This is a genomic window from Sphingomonas sp., from assembly GCF_041661885.1.
Taxonomy (GTDB): domain Bacteria; phylum Pseudomonadota; class Alphaproteobacteria; order Sphingomonadales; family Sphingomonadaceae; genus Sphingomonas.
Window position 1 is genome coordinate 153,612 of sequence record NZ_JBAZTL010000002.1, and the last position, 15,602, is coordinate 169,213.

Sequence of the window (15,602 nt, forward strand, 5' to 3'; positions counted from 1 at the left end):
CGCGCCCTATTGGTAGAGCGAACCGGCGTTGACGACCGGCTGGGTATCGCGCTCGCCGCACAGCACGACCATCAGGTTGCTGACCATCGCCGCGCGGCGTTCGTCGTCCAGCTCGACGACATTCTTCTCGCTCAGCATCGCCAGCGCCATTTCAACCATGCCGACCGCGCCCTCGACCAACGTCTTGCGCGCCGCGACCACCGCTTGCGCCTGTTGCCGCCGCAGCATCGCGCCGGCAATTTCCGGCGCATAAGCCAAGTGCGTGAAGCCGCATTCGTCGACGGTGATGCCTGCCGTCACCAGCCGCGCGATCAATTCCTGGCGCAACTCCGCCCCGACTTGATCGTGGTTGCCGCGCAGCGTCACTTCCTGATGTTCGTAATCGTCATAAGGATAGCGCGCACCGATCGTGCGCACCGCCGCCTCGATTTGGACGATCACGAACGCCTTGTAATCGTCGATATCGAACAGCGCCTGCGCGGTGTCGGTCACACGCCACACCACTTGTGCCGCGATCTCGATCGGATTGCCGCGCAGGTCGTTCACCTTCAGCCGTTCGGAAATCATATTGTTGGCGCGCAGCGACACCTTCTTGCGCCCCAGCCACGGCAACAACCAGCGCAAGCCGGTATTGCGATCGGTGCCCTTATACGCGCCGAACAGCGTGATCGCGGTCGCCTGATTGGGCTGCTGCATGTAGAAACCGCCCGATACGAACACGAACACGATGCTCGCCACCGCCACGATCGGACCGCCCAAATCGGCATGAGCTTTGAGCAACGTCACCCCGAAAATGCCCAGCGCGAGCGATGCCAGCATCACCATCAGCATCGCATAGCCGCTCGACGTCGCTGCGCCCTGCTCGCTCGACAGCGTCAGCGCGGTGTTGCGTGTACCCGACTCGACCATCTGATCCTCCCGTTAAATATGATATCATATTTATATCGAATCGAGACGATCTGCAAGCGTCGTTCCTTCACCCGGCGGGAGCAGGTGTGGACGCATGGAAAAGGCGACGCCGGCTTTCGCCCGCGTCGCCTTTCTCCTCACGCTCCCCAACGGAGAGCGATCGGATTTCGCTTCAGTTCAGGACGATCGTCACCGCGCGGCGGTTCTGCGCCCAGCTTGCCTCGTCCGAACCCAGCGCAATCGGGCGCTCCTTGCCATAGCTGATCGTCGAGATGCGACCGGGCGCAACGCCGCGCGCGGCCAGATAGTTTTTGGCGGCGAGCGCACGACGATCGCCCAGCGCAAGGTTATATTCGCGCGTACCGCGTTCGTCGCAATGCCCTTCCAGGCTGACCGGTACATTGGTGTACCGCGTCAGCCACTGCGCCTGGCTATCGAGGATTGCGCGCGCACGGTCGTCAAGCGAGAAGCTGTCGAGCGCGAAATTGACGGTGTTGCTGGTGACCGTCCGCTCGAAATCCGCGCGCGAGCCGGGGGCGACGCCACCTTGGCCAGCATTGGGATCAACAGCAGCGCCGGGTGCCGGAGGGATATAGGCAGGCGGCTTCTTTGCACAGGCGGCGGTAAGCAATGCGGTGCCAATCAGCAGCGAGGTGGTTAGTTTAGCCATGTCAGCTTCTCCTTCAGGGAACGGTTAAGCGCGCAGTCACGTGTTTACCGGCAGTTTGCGTCAGGGGCGTAACGGTCCCCAACCCGGATCGGATCCATCGAGAACCGTTGGAACGCGGCGAACATTGACCCCGGTCAGATCCACCGACCACAAATCGGCACGGCCATTGCCCCCGCCGCTCGAGCGGAAGAACATCAGCACGCGGCCATTGGGCGACCAGCTTGGGCCTTCGTCCTGGGCACCGTCGGTCAGCAATTGTTCGTTGCCCCCCGCCGGGCTCATTACACCAATACGGAACGATCCGCCGATCTTGGTGAAGGCGATCAAATTGCCGCGCGGGCTCCACACCGGGGTTGCGTAGCGGCCGCTGCCAAAGCTGATGCGCTGTTGCTGCGACCCGTCGGCATTCATCACGTACAATTGCTGCGTGCCCGAACGATCGCTTTCGAACACGATCCGCGATCCATCGGGCGAATAGGTGCCGCCCGTATCGATGCCCGGCGCGTCGGTCAGCCGTTGTGCCTTGCCGCCCCCGAGCGGCACGCGGTAAATGTCGGTATTGCCCTCGACCGCCATCGAAAACAGCACCCATTTGCCATCGGGGGAAACGCGCGGCGCAAAGGTCAAATGGGTATTGGGCACCAGCAGCCGCTGCCGCCCGCTCTCGACATCATAGACATAGATCGCCGGGCGATCGTCGATATAGCTCATATATACGATCGATCGCTGATCGGGCGACAGGCGCGGGGTGAGCGCGATCGCCTGGCCGTTGGTCAGAAAACGGTGATTGCCGCCATCCTGATCCATGATCGCGAGCCGCTTGATGCGCTTGCCCTTGGGGCCTGTCTCCGACACGTAAACCACGCGGCTGTCGAAATACGGGCCTTCGCCAGTCAGCTTGGAATAGACCATGTCGGCGCATTTGTGCCCGGCGCGGCGCCATTCGCTTGGCGGCACGACAAAGCCCTGCCGCGCGAGTTCGACCCGCGAAAACACGTCGTACAGATAGCAACCGACCGTCAGCGTGCCATCGCTATTGGCGCGGATGAACCCCTGGACCAGCGCGGACGCGCCCGCTCCGCCCCAATAATCGAAGGTCGGCGCGGTCACTTCGGGAAACAGCACCGGCTTCACGCCCGAAGCAAGCGGTTTGAACAGGCCCGAGTTGCGCAAATCGGTGGTGACGATCTGCGCAAGCTGCTGCCCGAGCTGGTCGGTGCGTCCGGCGGGCGTATTCACTACATCGGACGTTGGCATCACCGGAATCGCGATACCGAGCGGGGCGGACACGCCGCCGACAACGTCGACGACCAATTCGCCTTGCTGTTGCGGGTTGGTGCCGGTCGGCTGCGCCGGAGACTGGGCTGGAAACTGGGCCGATGGTGCGCTCGGCGACGGTAGCGGAGCGGGCGCGGTTTGCGCCAGCACCACGCCTGGCGCGGCAACCGCCAGCACAACCGCGAAGATCGTCTTATGGAGCATCGTCGTCCTTCTCAGCCGGGCATGTGGTAGGTCAGGATAAAGACCTTCCACCCGCGTGGCACGTCATAAAGTTCAGGTGGCAACCCGCGTAGCGGCGCGCAGCCCATAAAGGTCGCGATTGCGGCACGGTCCACCGCATCGACATAGATACGGTTGTCGTCATCGACCCCGCGATGATTGGGCAGGATCGTCGGGCGTGCGGCCAGCGATCCGTCGCGATTGAGCTGCAACCGCACAAAAGCGACGATTTTTGCCGCGCCGGGGCCGGGGATTACCTGACGGTTAGCGCAGGGTTGCACCTGCCGCTGGATCGCCGAGCCGATATCCGCAGCCGCCTTGGCATCCATCGTTACGCCGGGGGCGGCTTGCGAAACCTTCGTACGCGACGGCGCCTGGGTCAGCCCTTTACGAAAATCATCGTCGAGCAACGATCCGGTCGGGCGCGACTTGGTCGCCTTCGGGTTGGTGCCGGCGGCTTTGGCCACGGGTGCTTTCGTCTCGGTCTTGGCCGCAGGAGCCGCCGCCTTTACCGGCGGAGCCGTGGTCTTGACCGGCTTGTCCGGCTTCTCCGCAACGGGTTTTTTGGGCGCGGGGACGGGTTTGGGCGCAGGCTTGGGTGGCGGTGCGGCCTCGGGCTGCGGCTTGGGCGGGGCTGGATCGGGCGCGGCCTTTTCAACCTTGGACGGGGGTGGTGCATCCTCGGGTGGGCCTGCTTCGGGGGCAGCGGACTGCGCAGGGGGTTCAGGTGCAGCCGGGGCGTGCTGGTCAAGCGCGACATCCTCGGCGAGCGACACTTCGATCGGCTTGTTCTGTGGCGGCGGCGGCGGTGCGCTCGTCCACGCGAGCGAAAGCAGCGCGAACACCGCGACATGGCCAATAACGGCCAGCCCCAGCCCCAGTCCGTCACTCCGCTTCATTTGCCGTCCTGGCCGACCGTAACCAGCGCGACGCGGTTGAGCCCGGCGCGGTTGAGTTCGCCCATCACGCGCATCACCCGCCCGTAATCGAGCTTGCGATCGGCGCGCAGGAACACTTGCGGCGGCTTGGCGGGATCGGCCTTGGCGGCGATTTGCGACAGGATGTCGGGCAGCAGCGCCTCATTGACCGCTTCCTTGTCGACGAACAGCTTGCCGGTCGCATCGATCGAAATCTGTACCGGCTTCTGGTCCTGGTCGAGCGGTTTGGCGCGGCTGTCGGGCAAATTCACCGGCACGCCCGCCGTCAGCAACGGTGCCGTGACCATGAAGATGATGAGCAACACCAGCATCACATCCACCATCGGCGTGACGTTGATTTCGGCCATCGGTGCGCGCCGCCCGCGGCCGCGTTGGGAGGGGAGGTTGATCGCCATCGCGGCTTACGCCCCGCGCGCCATTGAAAGCGAAGACAAGGACACCCCGCTCACCGCCGGACCTCGACTTCAAGCTGACGGCTGAGGGTCGCGTGGAACGCATCGGCAAAGCGGTTGAGTCGCGCCTCGATGCGGTTGATGCCGTGGCTGAAGCGATTGTAGGCGATCACCGCCGGAATGGCGGCAAACAGGCCGAGCGCGGTCGCGAACAGCGCCTCGGCAATGCCCGGCGCCACCACCGCGAGCGAGGTGTTCTGCGCCGCCGCAATCCCGGTGAAGCTGCGCATGATGCCCCACACCGTGCCGAACAAGCCAATGAAGGGCGCCACCGCGCCGACCGTCGCCAGGATATTCAACCGGTCGGACAGTGTATCGATCTCGCTCGCGACCGCCGACCCCATCGCCGTTGCCAGCCGCTCCCGCGTGCCTTCACGATCGACATGGCCGCCTGCGGTCGACCGCCGCCATTCCGCGACGCCCGCCGTAAACACACGCGCGATCGACAGCTTGCTGTCACTCTCGCCGCGATGGAAGGCGTCGATGTCCTCGGCCTTCCAGAAATCGCGCTCGAACCGTGCAATCTGGCGACGCGTGCTGCCCAGCTTGAAGAGAAAACCAAGGATCACCGCCCAGGTCGCGATGCTCGCCAGCATCAGCCCGATCATCACCGTTTTCACCACCCAATCCGCCTGAAGGAACAGCGCGATCGGCGACAGGGTCGTCGCATCGGTATTGAGCATGAATCCGTTCACGAACGTTGATCTCCTGATGTCGTAACGCCTTCGCCCATCACTTGGGCGAAAGCGGCAATCCAATCCCTGGGCTGGCGCACGGCGCGCCCCGCTGCACCAACCAGCGCCGCAGTGACCTCGGCCTCGGTCAGTATCTCGCCGCCGCGCATGACTCGCTGATGAATATCGACCGATGCCGCGCGAACTTTTGCCAATCGGGTTATAACGAGCAGCGCATCATCGAGTTTCGCCGGCGCGCGATAGCGGATGTTGAGCGCGGTCACCGCATACGCCCCGCCGCCGCTTTCCTGATGCGCGCGCTGGTCAACCCCGGCCCGGCGCAACATGTCCGAACGCGCGCGCTCCATGTAGCGCAGGTAATTGGCGTGATAGACGATGCCCGAAAGATCGGTATCCTCGAAATAGACCCGCAGCGGAAACCGGTGTTCGCCAGCGACGATACGGCCCTGGGCGGGCAAGTCGAGATCGGGGTGCGGCATGACCCTTGCCCTGTAGCGATCGATCGCGCTCCCGAAAACCCCGCACGCGCCCGCGCGTTCGGGCTGGACGGCCACGGTGTATCGCCTAAACAGGACACATGACCGACTCCGCGCCCGCGCTCGCCCTGCGCATTCGAGGCCTTGCCAAGAGCTTCGACAAGCCTGTCATTGCCGGGCTCGATCTCGATATTGCCGGTGGCCAACTCTACGCACTGCTCGGCCCCAATGGCGCGGGCAAGACCACGACGCTGCGCATGGTGGCGGGGCTGGCCAAGCCTGACGCCGGATCGATCGAAATTTTCGGCATCAACACGCGGCGCGACCCGCTGGGGGCCAAGGCGATCACCGCCTGGCTGCCCGATGAGCCGATGCTCTATGACAAATTGTCGCCGCTGGAATATCTCGCCTTCGTCGCCGGGCTGTGGCGGATGGACCCGGCTTTCGCCGCGCGCGAGGCCGATCGCCTGCTGCACTGGCTCGATCTGTGGGAGCAACGCGACACGCGGTGCGAGGGCTTTTCGCGCGGCATGAAGCAGAAGGTCGCGCTGGCGGGCGCGCTGATCCACGATCCCAAATTGCTGATTCTCGACGAGCCGCTGACCGGGCTCGACGCGAGCATGGCGCGCTCGGTCAAGGATGCGCTGCGCGCGCAGGTGGATGCGGGCAAGACCGTTATCGTCACCACCCACATCCTCGAAGTCGCCGAACGCATGGCCGATCGTATCGGCATCATCGGTGGCGGGCGCTTGCTCGCCGAGGGCACGCTCGATGAACTGCGTGACCGTGCGGGCACCGAAGGCATGACGCTGGAAGACACCTTCATCCGCCTGACCAGCGGGGAGCCCGTCGCCGCATGAGCTGGGCAATGCGCTTGGCGCGCCCGGGAAGCTTCGCCTGGCTGGCGCTGCACGAACTGCGCCTGGCCTTTCGCGCCCGGCCCCGCAAAGGCGTTGCCCGCTGGATCGGCTATGGCCTGCTCGGCCTGTGGCTGTTGATTGGCTGCGCGACCGGCTGGGCGCTGCGGCATACACCGATCCCGGTCCTGCCCGAGATTCTGGTCGGCGTGCTCGGCGCCAGTGTTCTGGCGCTGACCTTCATGACCGCGCAGGCGATGATCGGCAGCCAACGCACGCTCTACGATAGCGGCGACCTGTCGTTGCTGTTTACCGCCCCCGTCCCCGAACGGGCAGTCCTGCTCGCCAAATTGCTCGGCATCGCCGGTACGATCGCGCTGACCTATACGACCTTGCTGTTGCCTATCGTCGTGCCGGTCGCGATTCTCGGCCATCCGCGTTTGTTCGGGCTGGTCGCGCTGCTCGCCGCGCTCGCCTTGACCGCCGCCGCTTTTGGTCTCGCGCTGACGCTGACGATCGCGACGCTGATCGGCCCGCGCGCCGCGCGTACCGTGGGACAGATCGTCGCGGCCTTGCTCGGCGGCGCAATCTTTCTCGGCACCCAATTGGTGTCGCATAGCGATCGGCGCGCGGGCGCGCTGGTTACGCTGTTCGAGCGCCTGCGTGCGGAGGGGCTCGGCTCGGAGGGCATTTCGGCAGTGCCCGGTCGTGCGGCACTGGGCGATCCGCTCGCCATCTTCATCGTGCTCGGGCTTGCGCTCTTGCTGTTCACCGCCGCCGGATCGGCCCTGCAACGCTTGTTCCTGTCGGGGTATCAAGACGGCGGGATGCGCCTGTCGCGCAGCAAACCCACTGGCCGCGCCTCCCGGCGGCTGTTTCATGCAGGCCTGACGCGCACGATCTTCGCCAAGGAATGGCGGTTGCTGGCGCGCGACCCGGCACTCGCATTCCAGATCGTGTTGCGGCTGGTGTATATGGCACCGCTGCTGTTCGTTGCTTTTGGCCATCATCACGCTCCTCCGCTCCCGGCGACGCTCGCCTTTGGCAGCGTGCTCATCGCCAGCCAATTGGTCGGCAGCTTTGCCTGGCTCGCGGTTTCGGCCGAGGATTCGCCCGATCTGCTGGCGGTCGCGCCCGTCGGCAAGGACGAGATCGATCTCGCCAAGCTGCTCGCCGCCTTCGCGATGGCCGCGCCGTTCGCGCTGCTACTGCCGATCGCCATCGCCACCCAGACGGTGCCGGGTGCCGCGATCACGCTGGTAATGACCGCGCTTGGCGGCGCGGCGGCGGGTTATGTCGAACTCAAGCTCGGCAAGCCCGGCCAGCGCAGCACCTTCGCCCGCCGCCGCCAGGGCGGCGTGGTTGCGGGCATCCTGTCGCTGCTGATCGCGCTGGTATTTGGCGGTGGCGCGGCGCTGGCGGTGTTCCTGCTCGGCGGCGGGCTGTCGCAGCTCGGCTGAGGTTCAGGCCGCGCGCTGCGCCAGCGCGGCGGCGGCCTCCTCCATCAGGCTGGCGATGATGTCGGCGACGGGTTCTTCCTTGGTGACCATGCCGACCGACTGGCCCGCCATCAGACTGCCATGCTCGACATCGCCCTCGATCACCGCGCGCCGCAACGCGCCCGCCCAATAATGTTCGATCTGCAATTGCGCCTCGGCCATTGCGATCGTGCCCTCGTCCAACGCCTGCGCGACTTCGCGCTGCTTGGCGGTGAACAGATCAGCGCCCGCATTCTTCAACGCGCGCACCGGGATGACGGGCAAACGCGGATCGATCTGCACGCTTGCCACCGCATCGCGCGCGGACGCGCGCAGGAACGCCTTCTTGAAATTCGGATGCGCAATGCTCTCGGTCGCGCAGGCGAAGCGCGTGCCGAGCTGCACGCCCGCCGCACCCATGTCGAGATAGGCGGCAATCGCCTCACCCCGCCCGATCCCGCCGGCCACGAACACCGGCACCTTGTCGGCGACTTCGGGCAGGATTTCCTGTGCGAGCACGCTCGTCGACACCGGGCCGATATGCCCGCCCGCTTCCATGCCCTCGACGACGAGCGCATCGACGCCTGAGCGAATCAATTTCTTGGCAAGGCTGAGCGCCGGGGCAAAGCAGATCAACTTCGCCCCCTTGGCCTTGATTGCATCGATCGATCCCGCCGGTGGCAAGCCGCCCGCCAGCACGACATGGCCGACGCCGTGGCGACTGCACACCTCGATCAGATCGAACAATGCAGGGTGCATCGTGATAAGGTTCACGCCGAATGGTTTGTCGGTCAGCGCCTTGGTCGCCGCAATCTCGGCATCGAGCAATTCCGGCGTCATCGCGCCGCACGCGATCAAGCCGAACCCGCCCGCGTTGGAAATCGCCGCAACCAGGTGCCGCTCGGACACCCACGACATCGCGCCGCAAACGATCGCGGTTTTGCTGCCGAGAAAGGCGGTGCCGCGCGCCATGCGACGCTGCAGGCGCTCGGCGCCGGAAAGCTGGGATACGGTGGGGGTGGCTTGTGTCATGTCGGCGTGCCTAGCCGCAACCGGCGCGACCATCCAGCCCCCTCCGACATCCACCAAACCGCCGACGCCGGAGTGGTGAGGTTTTGATCCAACAATTCGGCATTGCCTCCAAATCGGATCAGCATAAGAACCGATTTTCCTTATAACCGTCAAATCGGATCATCAAAACAGTGCGATAAAATCCATCAATAGTATGAACATCATGTCGCTTTTGGACGTTGCGATGATCTTATCACCGATTCCTTCTATGCGCCTTCTATCATTCTATATTTAGGATAGAAATACATCGCCTAGACTGGCCGATTTGATACATCTTGTCGCATGATAGTGGTGTGCAGCGTATCTTTCTCTCAATGGAGATGATTATGCCTAGCCAATATACGATCTATCTGGTCAACCAGTCCTCATCCACCCAAACCTTCTGGTGCTTCCTCACCCGTCCTGCGGAAATCGCGAGCGATCCCAACGTCTTTGCCAATTCCAGCGCGTCGATCGCGATCGATTCGAACGATCCGAGCACGAATTACTTCGTGATCCCCGTCCAATATTCGGTCGGCGCCGGGGCCAGCAACAACGCCGTTGGCCTCGATGTTCAAGTCACCTCGACGATCTCGCAAAATAGCGACCTCGCACAGGTGTGGAACGCCGATTATGCCAACGCTCCACCCAAAAAGGGGCCAAAACTGAACGCGGCAAGCACGTCAACTGGCCCGAACAGCATCAAACTCGTCACCAACTCCTTCAACCAGGAAGATAACGAAGCGCTGGGCTGGTACAGCAACCAGTCGTTCGGCATCCAGACGGCCAGCGGCTTCATGGGTATGACCTGGTCACCCTCCCCCAACCAAAGCCGGACCCTGACGCCGAAGCTGAGCTTCTACATCAGCGTCGGATCGTTCGGATCATCGACGCTGGCCGACTGGACACAGGTAAGCAACGATTCTGCCCAAGTCTCGGTCCCCGGCTCCTTTGCCGCCGGGGCTTGCACGGTGACGCTGCTGAACAACGGAAAGTGGAATATTGCTCCCGGCAAGCCCGCCCAATTCGCGTTGCTGGAAAATCTGTCTTTCCTGAAATCCGATCAACATGCTGAATTGGTGGCGATGGCCTATCTCGAAGATGCCGACGTCCAAAAAGAAGAAGTAACAGCGGTTCACTGGGACAGCAGCGACGTATCGACGCTCTCCGCCGAAGATGAATCGGAAGGGTTTGTCGCAACCACGTTCCTGACCGGAAAGATGACAGTCGCGACGGCTTTGACCGCCGGATTTACGTACTTCGTGCTCAGCGGCGTGCAATTCTCGGTCACCAGCATCAACGGCGAGAAGACCGTCAACTTCAGCTACAGCGGTGCCCAGTCGGCAGCGGCGATACAAAGCCTGCTGGTGGCGGGTGCCCAGGTCATCTTTGGGGGAAGCAAACCCTGAAGGGCGCCGAAGCCTGTGCCAAACGATGAAGGCGATCCGTTGGTGACAAGCCCCCCCTTTTCACCGACCACCGCCGAGATCGCGCAGGCCAATCCGCGCTTCACCCCGGTGGCTGCAGGGACCGCCCCTGCAGCCACTGCTGCCTTGCCGCCCGCCACAACCGTCACGATCAAGCCCGCCCAGGATTATGCGATCGCGCTGGTCGCGACCTTTTACCCGATGAATTTGGCGCAGCTTGGCGGGGAGCGCATCGTCGCCGGGCTGCAAACGGTCGACACCAATGTCTACATCGCCTTCAATCGCGATTTGCCGCTGTCCTGGTTCGCTTCGGTCTATAAAACCGGTGAAATCCGGCCCAATGCGGCGGCGTTTGCCTATTCCAGCGATGCCGACAGCTTCACGCTACCGCTCAACAAGGCGATTACGCTCACGCACGATTCCGCCGGGTGGCGCATCCCGAGTTACGATTCGAGCCTGTATCAGGTGTGCGTGGGCTTTGGCCTTGGCGCCGATCCGATTTTCTGCGCCTATTCCTTGCAGGTGTCACCTGTCAAAACCGTCTTGGTCGCAGCCGGCGGATTTCAGCTCGTCCGCGATGCCGGCAGCCAGGACATTGGCGACGTTATCAACGCGACCGAGGAAGCCTGGTCAATGCCGATTGGCGGCCAATATATCCTGACCTTCGATGCCTCAGGCAACGGCACGCTCACCACCCGTTGAGCGTGCCATGACCTTCAGGCGGCATCCTCGGCATCGAGCCCGTATGCCGTGTGCAGCACGCGCACCGCCAGCTCGGTATAATCTTCCTCGATCAGCACCGAGACCTTGATTTCGGATGTCGAGATCGCCTGGATATTGATGCCGCGCTCGCCCAGCGTCGAGAACATCGTGCTGGCGACGCCGGCATGGCTGCGCATCCCCACGCCCACCACCGAAATTTTGGCGACGCGCGTGTCATGCACCAGCGACACGAAGCCGATTTTCTCGCGCCCAGCGTTCAGCGCCTCGATCGAGCGCGCCAGATCCGCCGCCGGTACGGTGAAAGTCACGTCGGTCGAGCCTGCCGCATGGGCGATGTTCTGGATAATCATATCGACGTTGATGTTCGCCGCCGCGAGCGGCTCGAAGATCGCCGCGACCGCGCCGGGCTTGTCCGGCACCGCCGTCAGCGTGATCTTGGCTTCGTTCTTGTCATGCGCGATGCCGGTGATGAGCTGGCTTTCCATGTCTGCAATCTCCTCTTCGCCCACAATCATCGTGCCGGGCAATGTATCCGCCATCGGTGCGTCCTCACCCGTGAAGGACGACAGCACTTGCACGCGCACGCCTTCCTTCATCGCGAGCCCGACCGAGCGCGTCTGGAGCACCTTGGCGCCGACGCTGGCAAGCTCCAGCATCTCTTCGTAGGTGACCTTCTTCAATTTGCGCGCACGCGGCACGATGCGCGGGTCGGTGGTATAGACCCCGTCGACATCGGTGTAGATGTCGCAGCGGTCCGCCTGCATCGCCGCCGCCATCGCCACCGCCGAGGTATCGGACCCGCCACGGCCAAGCGTGGTGACGCGGCCATCGGCATCGATGCCCTGAAAACCCGGAATAACCGCGACTTCGCCCGCCGCGAGACTCGCCTCGAGCGCGGCCATGTCGATGCCCTCGATCCGGGCGGAAGCGTGCGCGTCCGAGGTCGCGATCGGTAATTGCCAGCCAAGCCAGCTCCGCGCGGGTACGCCCGCCGCCTGCAGCGCGATCGCCAGCAAGCCGCTGGTAATCTGTTCGCCCGCCGAGACGACGACGTCATATTCCTTGGGATCATAAAGCGACGAGGCCTCGCGGCAGAAGCCGACCAGCCGATCGGTTTCGCCCGCCATCGCCGAGACGACCACCGCAACCTGATTGCCCGCCGCGACTTCGCGTTTTACGCGCGCGGCAACGCTGCGGATCCGTTCGATCCCGGCCATCGAGGTGCCGCCGAATTTCATTACGATACGGGCCATGCGCAGCAAACGTCCTTGGGGTAGGGCTTGGGCTATTGGGGGCGTCCTGATAGGAAGCGCGCATGAAGAGCGCAACCGTAACGTCTGTAACCACTATCAACCCGGCCGAGGCCGCCCATTTCGGCGCGATGGCGGCGCAGTGGTGGGACCCGAAGGGCTCATCGGCGATGCTGCACCGCCTGAACCCGGTACGGCTGCGCTATCTGCGCGAACGGATCGACGCGCATTGGCATGGCGATGAGACCGGCTTCACCCCGCTCGCGGGCAAGCGCGCGCTCGATGTCGGCTGCGGCGCCGGGTTGTTGTGCGAGCCGCTGGCACGGCTGGGCGCGGACGTCACCGGGCTCGATGCGGCGGCGGAGAATGTCGCGGTGGCGAGCGCGCACGCCGCGCAATCGCACCTCGCGATCGACTATCGCACCGGCAGCGTCGAGGATCTGGACGGAGCAACCTTCGATCTCGTCACCAGCCTGGAAGTGATCGAGCACGTTACCGACCCTGCCGCCTTCATTGCCGGGCTGGCGGGTGCTTTGGCGAAGGATGGCCTGCTGATCCTCTCCACCCCCAACCGCACCGCGCTGTCGCGGCTTGCGTTGATTACCGTGGGGGAAGGGCTCGGGCAAATCCCGCGCGGCACGCATGACTGGGACAAGTTCTTGACGCCCGATACGCTGACCGAATTGGTCGAGGCAGCGGGGCTGCGCGTGGTCGATGTGCGCGGGCTGGGCTTCTCGGTCGCCAAGGGCTTTGTGCTGACCGACGACACCAAGCTCGATTATTTCGTGACGGCGGTGCGGGCGTAACTCCTCCCCTCCCTGGAAGGGAGGGGAGGGGAGCCCGCGCACGCTACAACCCCAGCCGACGCTCCAGCCAGCGCGCCGCATCCTCGGGCGACACCTTGCCCCGGTCACGATCGACCAGATAATTCGCCTCGCGCATCACCGATACCGGGATGCGCCCGACCAGCGGCTTGAGCGCCGCCGCCAGCCGCGCATCCTTCGCCCGCTTGGGTGCCAGCAGCAGAATCGCATCATAGCCCGGAATCGCGCGGCGCGGGTCGGTGAGCACGGTCAAATGCTCCGCCGCGATCCGCCCGTCCGACGAAAAGGCCGAGATGACATCGGCCTGCCCGCTCTCCAGCGCGCGATACATGAAGGTCGGACTATAAGCGTGCGTGGCGGCAAAGCGGATCGGATAAGCGCGCTGCACCGCCGCCCATTCGGGCCGCTCCAGAAATTCAAGGTCGGAACCGAGCGTCAGCCCCGGTGCCGCGCGCACCAGATCATCGAGCGAGACAATCCCTTTCGCCCGCGCCGCCTCGCCGCGCATCGCAAAGGCATAGGCATTCTCGAACCCCAAGGCACCCAGCAACCGCACCCCCGAGGTCCGCGCGCTCCACTCCCCAATCGCCGCCACCATTTGGGCCCGCGCCGGCGTATCGCTGCGCCGCATCGCATTGGTCCACAGCGTCCCTGCATAATCGACATAGACGTCGATCGCGCCCGTGCTGAGCGCGCCGTAGATCACCGCCGAGCCCAGCCCCTCGCGATATTCGACGCGGTAGCCCGCTTGCTCCAGCCGATGGCCGATGACGCGCGCGAGAATATATTGCTCGGAGAAATTCTTGGCACCGATCACGATCGTCGGCGCGCGCGGCACCGCCAGCGGCGCAAGCGCGGCCAGCACAGCGAGCAGCAGCGCCGCGCCCGCGCCGTAAACCCGCCCGCGTTTGCGCATCGCAATGCCGCGCTCGATCACCCCGAGCAGCGCATCGACCGCCAGCGCGAGCCCCGCCGCGCTGACGCACCCCGCCAGCACCAGCGCCCAATTCTGCGTCTGCAGCCCGGCGAAGATCAAATCGCCCAGGCTCGGCTGGCCGACCGTGGTCGACAGCGTCGCCGCGCCGATCGTCCACACCGCCGCCGTGCGCACCCCCGCCATCAGCACGGGTGCCACCAACGGGGCCTCGACCAGCCGCAGCTTCTGCCACGCCGTCATGCCCATGCCGTCTGCCGCTTCGATCACGGCGGGGTCGATCCCGGCCAGCCCGGTCACGCCGTTGCGCAGGATCGGCAGCAGCGCATAGAGCGTCAGCGCGAGCAGCGAGGGCAGAAACCCCAGGGCCGGTATCCCGCCCCCGACCAGCCCCGACGCGAACAACAACAGCGGATAGAAAAGCGCGAGCAGCGCCAGACTCGGCACCGTCTGCACCAGGCTGGCGAACCCTAGCGCCACCCGCGCGACGCCGGGCCGCCGCGCCGACCAGATCGCCAGCGGCAGGCTGATCGCCACACCTAAAACCAACGCCGCCGCTGCCAGCAACAGATGCGCCGCGAGCAGCGGCGGCACGCGCGACATCGCGTCGAGGAACGGGCTCATGCCCCCTCCTCCAGCGCGCGCAACCGCCGCGCCTGCGCGCGCGGCACCGCCACCAACGCACCGGCTACCGCGCCGCCCTGCCCGGCGAGCAGGGCTTGCGGCGTGGCATCCGCCACGATCCGCCCAGCATCCATCACCAGCACACGGTCCGCCAGGATCAGCGCCTCGGCCATGTCATGCGTCACCATGATCGTGGTGAGACCCAGCCGATCGTGGAGCGCACGCACCGCTGTGCCGAGCTGATCGCGCGTCACCGGATCGAGCGCGCCAAACGGTTCGTCGAGCAGCAACAGCCCCGGCGCGGTGGCGAGCGCGCGCGCCACGCCGACGCGCTGCCGCTGTCCGCCCGACAGCGCCTCTGGCATCCGTGTGGCGAAAGCCTGCGGCAGATCGACCAGATCGAGCAACGCCGCGACGCGCGCGGCGGTGTCGCGCGTGCCCGCCAGCCGCAGCCCGATCGCGACATTTTCGCCCACCGTTATATGCGGGAACAGCCCGATATTCTGGAAGACGTAGCCGATCCGACGGCGCAGCGCGTGCGCCGGCCCCTCGGCGACATCAGCCCCGTCGATCCGCACAAGCCCCGCGCTCGGCACGATCAGCCGGTTGATCGTCTTGAGCAGGGTCGATTTGCCCGAACCCGAACTGCCGACCAAAGCGACGAAGCTGCCGCGCGCAAGCTCCAGCGACACATCGTCCACCGCGACCGCCCCGCCAGGGTAGCGCTTGGTCACGCTCTCAAACGACACGCTCGGCCCTGATATGTGCGAATCCGGCATCGACGAGGACACTGGG

At 64.8% G+C, this 15,602-nt stretch carries 16 protein-coding genes; 5 read left to right on the plus strand and 11 right to left on the minus strand.

Features of this window, described 5'->3' with window-relative positions; all coding sequences use genetic code 11:
* Nucleotides 1–6: 6 nt before the first annotated feature.
* The 7 genes from WC704_RS04865 to ybgC form a co-directional block, all read right to left on the minus strand.
* Nucleotides 7–909, minus strand: a complete 903-nt coding sequence (locus WC704_RS04865; protein WP_372888862.1) for an SPFH domain-containing protein — start codon at nt 907–909, stop codon at nt 7–9.
* 172 nt (nt 910–1,081) lie between these two features.
* Nucleotides 1,082–1,579, minus strand: a complete 498-nt coding sequence (gene pal / locus WC704_RS04870) for a peptidoglycan-associated lipoprotein Pal (RefSeq protein ID WP_372888863.1) — start codon at nt 1,577–1,579, stop codon at nt 1,082–1,084.
* 60 nt (nt 1,580–1,639) lie between these two features.
* On the minus strand, nt 1,640–3,061 hold the full coding sequence (gene tolB / locus WC704_RS04875) for a Tol-Pal system beta propeller repeat protein TolB (RefSeq protein ID WP_372888864.1): 1,422 nt from the start codon (nt 3,059–3,061) through the stop codon (nt 1,640–1,642).
* 11 nt (nt 3,062–3,072) lie between these two features.
* The gene (locus tag WC704_RS04880) at nt 3,073–3,978 is read right to left on the minus strand and encodes a cell envelope biogenesis protein TolA (RefSeq protein ID WP_372888865.1); all 906 of its coding nucleotides are present in this window, start codon (nt 3,976–3,978) and stop codon (nt 3,073–3,075) included.
* On the minus strand, nt 3,975–4,412 hold the full coding sequence (tolR, locus tag WC704_RS04885; protein WP_372888866.1) for a protein TolR: 438 nt from the start codon (nt 4,410–4,412) through the stop codon (nt 3,975–3,977). Before tolR ends, WC704_RS04880 begins: the two co-directional genes overlap by 4 nt.
* A gap of 50 nt (nt 4,413–4,462) precedes the next feature.
* Nucleotides 4,463–5,152, minus strand: coding sequence for a protein TolQ (gene tolQ, locus WC704_RS04890; protein WP_372889101.1), 690 nt, complete (start codon nt 5,150–5,152; stop codon nt 4,463–4,465).
* Between the two features lie 8 nt (nt 5,153–5,160).
* A complete protein-coding gene (ybgC, locus tag WC704_RS04895) occupies nt 5,161–5,643 on the minus strand; it encodes a tol-pal system-associated acyl-CoA thioesterase (RefSeq protein WP_372889102.1) in 483 nt (160 codons plus the stop codon).
* 98 nt (nt 5,644–5,741) lie between these two features.
* On the opposite strand from ybgC, the gene WC704_RS04900 reads away from it, so the two are divergent.
* Together WC704_RS04900 and WC704_RS04905 are read left to right on the plus strand one after the other, a co-directional pair.
* Entirely contained in the window at nt 5,742–6,500 is a 759-nt protein-coding gene (locus tag WC704_RS04900) for an ABC transporter ATP-binding protein (protein ID WP_372888867.1), read from the plus strand.
* Nucleotides 6,501–6,508: 8 nt separating this feature from the next.
* On the plus strand, nt 6,509–7,957 hold the full coding sequence (locus WC704_RS04905) for a hypothetical protein (protein ID WP_372888868.1): 1,449 nt from the start codon (nt 6,509–6,511) through the stop codon (nt 7,955–7,957).
* Between the two features lie 3 nt (nt 7,958–7,960).
* Here the strand turns inward: WC704_RS04905 and WC704_RS04910 are convergent, their stop codons facing one another.
* Complete coding sequence (locus WC704_RS04910; protein ID WP_372889103.1) at nt 7,961–8,947, minus strand: NAD(P)H-dependent flavin oxidoreductase; 987 nt, start codon at nt 8,945–8,947, stop codon at nt 7,961–7,963.
* A gap of 425 nt (nt 8,948–9,372) precedes the next feature.
* Here WC704_RS04910 and WC704_RS04915 point away from each other — a divergent pair, with 425 nt between their 5' ends.
* Both WC704_RS04915 and WC704_RS04920 read left to right on the plus strand, forming a co-directional pair.
* Nucleotides 9,373–10,434 carry a hypothetical protein gene (locus WC704_RS04915; protein WP_372888869.1) on the plus strand — a complete coding sequence of 354 codons (1,062 nt, stop codon included), beginning with the start codon at nt 9,373–9,375 and terminating at the stop codon, nt 10,432–10,434.
* A gap of 42 nt (nt 10,435–10,476) precedes the next feature.
* Nucleotides 10,477–11,154 carry a hypothetical protein gene (locus WC704_RS04920; RefSeq protein ID WP_372888870.1) on the plus strand — a complete coding sequence of 226 codons (678 nt, stop codon included), beginning with the start codon at nt 10,477–10,479 and terminating at the stop codon, nt 11,152–11,154.
* A 14-nt stretch (nt 11,155–11,168) separates the two neighbouring features.
* Here WC704_RS04920 and WC704_RS04925 read toward each other — a convergent pair whose 3' ends face one another.
* Nucleotides 11,169–12,428, minus strand: a complete 1,260-nt coding sequence (locus tag WC704_RS04925) for an aspartate kinase (protein ID WP_372888871.1) — start codon at nt 12,426–12,428, stop codon at nt 11,169–11,171.
* 62 nt (nt 12,429–12,490) lie between these two features.
* On the opposite strand from WC704_RS04925, the gene ubiG reads away from it, so the two are divergent.
* Entirely contained in the window at nt 12,491–13,231 is a 741-nt protein-coding gene (gene ubiG, locus WC704_RS04930) for a bifunctional 2-polyprenyl-6-hydroxyphenol methylase/3-demethylubiquinol 3-O-methyltransferase UbiG (protein WP_372888872.1), read from the plus strand.
* Between the two features lie 43 nt (nt 13,232–13,274).
* On the opposite strand, the gene WC704_RS04935 is transcribed toward ubiG, so the two are convergent.
* Both WC704_RS04935 and WC704_RS04940 read right to left on the minus strand, forming a co-directional pair.
* Nucleotides 13,275–14,807 (minus strand): ABC transporter permease/substrate-binding protein, encoded by a 1,533-nt coding sequence (locus WC704_RS04935; protein WP_372888873.1) that lies wholly within the window; start codon nt 14,805–14,807, stop codon nt 13,275–13,277.
* Nucleotides 14,804–15,586, minus strand: a complete 783-nt coding sequence (locus WC704_RS04940; protein ID WP_372889104.1) for an ATP-binding cassette domain-containing protein — start codon at nt 15,584–15,586, stop codon at nt 14,804–14,806. The genes WC704_RS04935 and WC704_RS04940 overlap by 4 nt, the downstream gene beginning before the upstream one ends.
* Nucleotides 15,587–15,602: the final 16 nt, after the last annotated feature.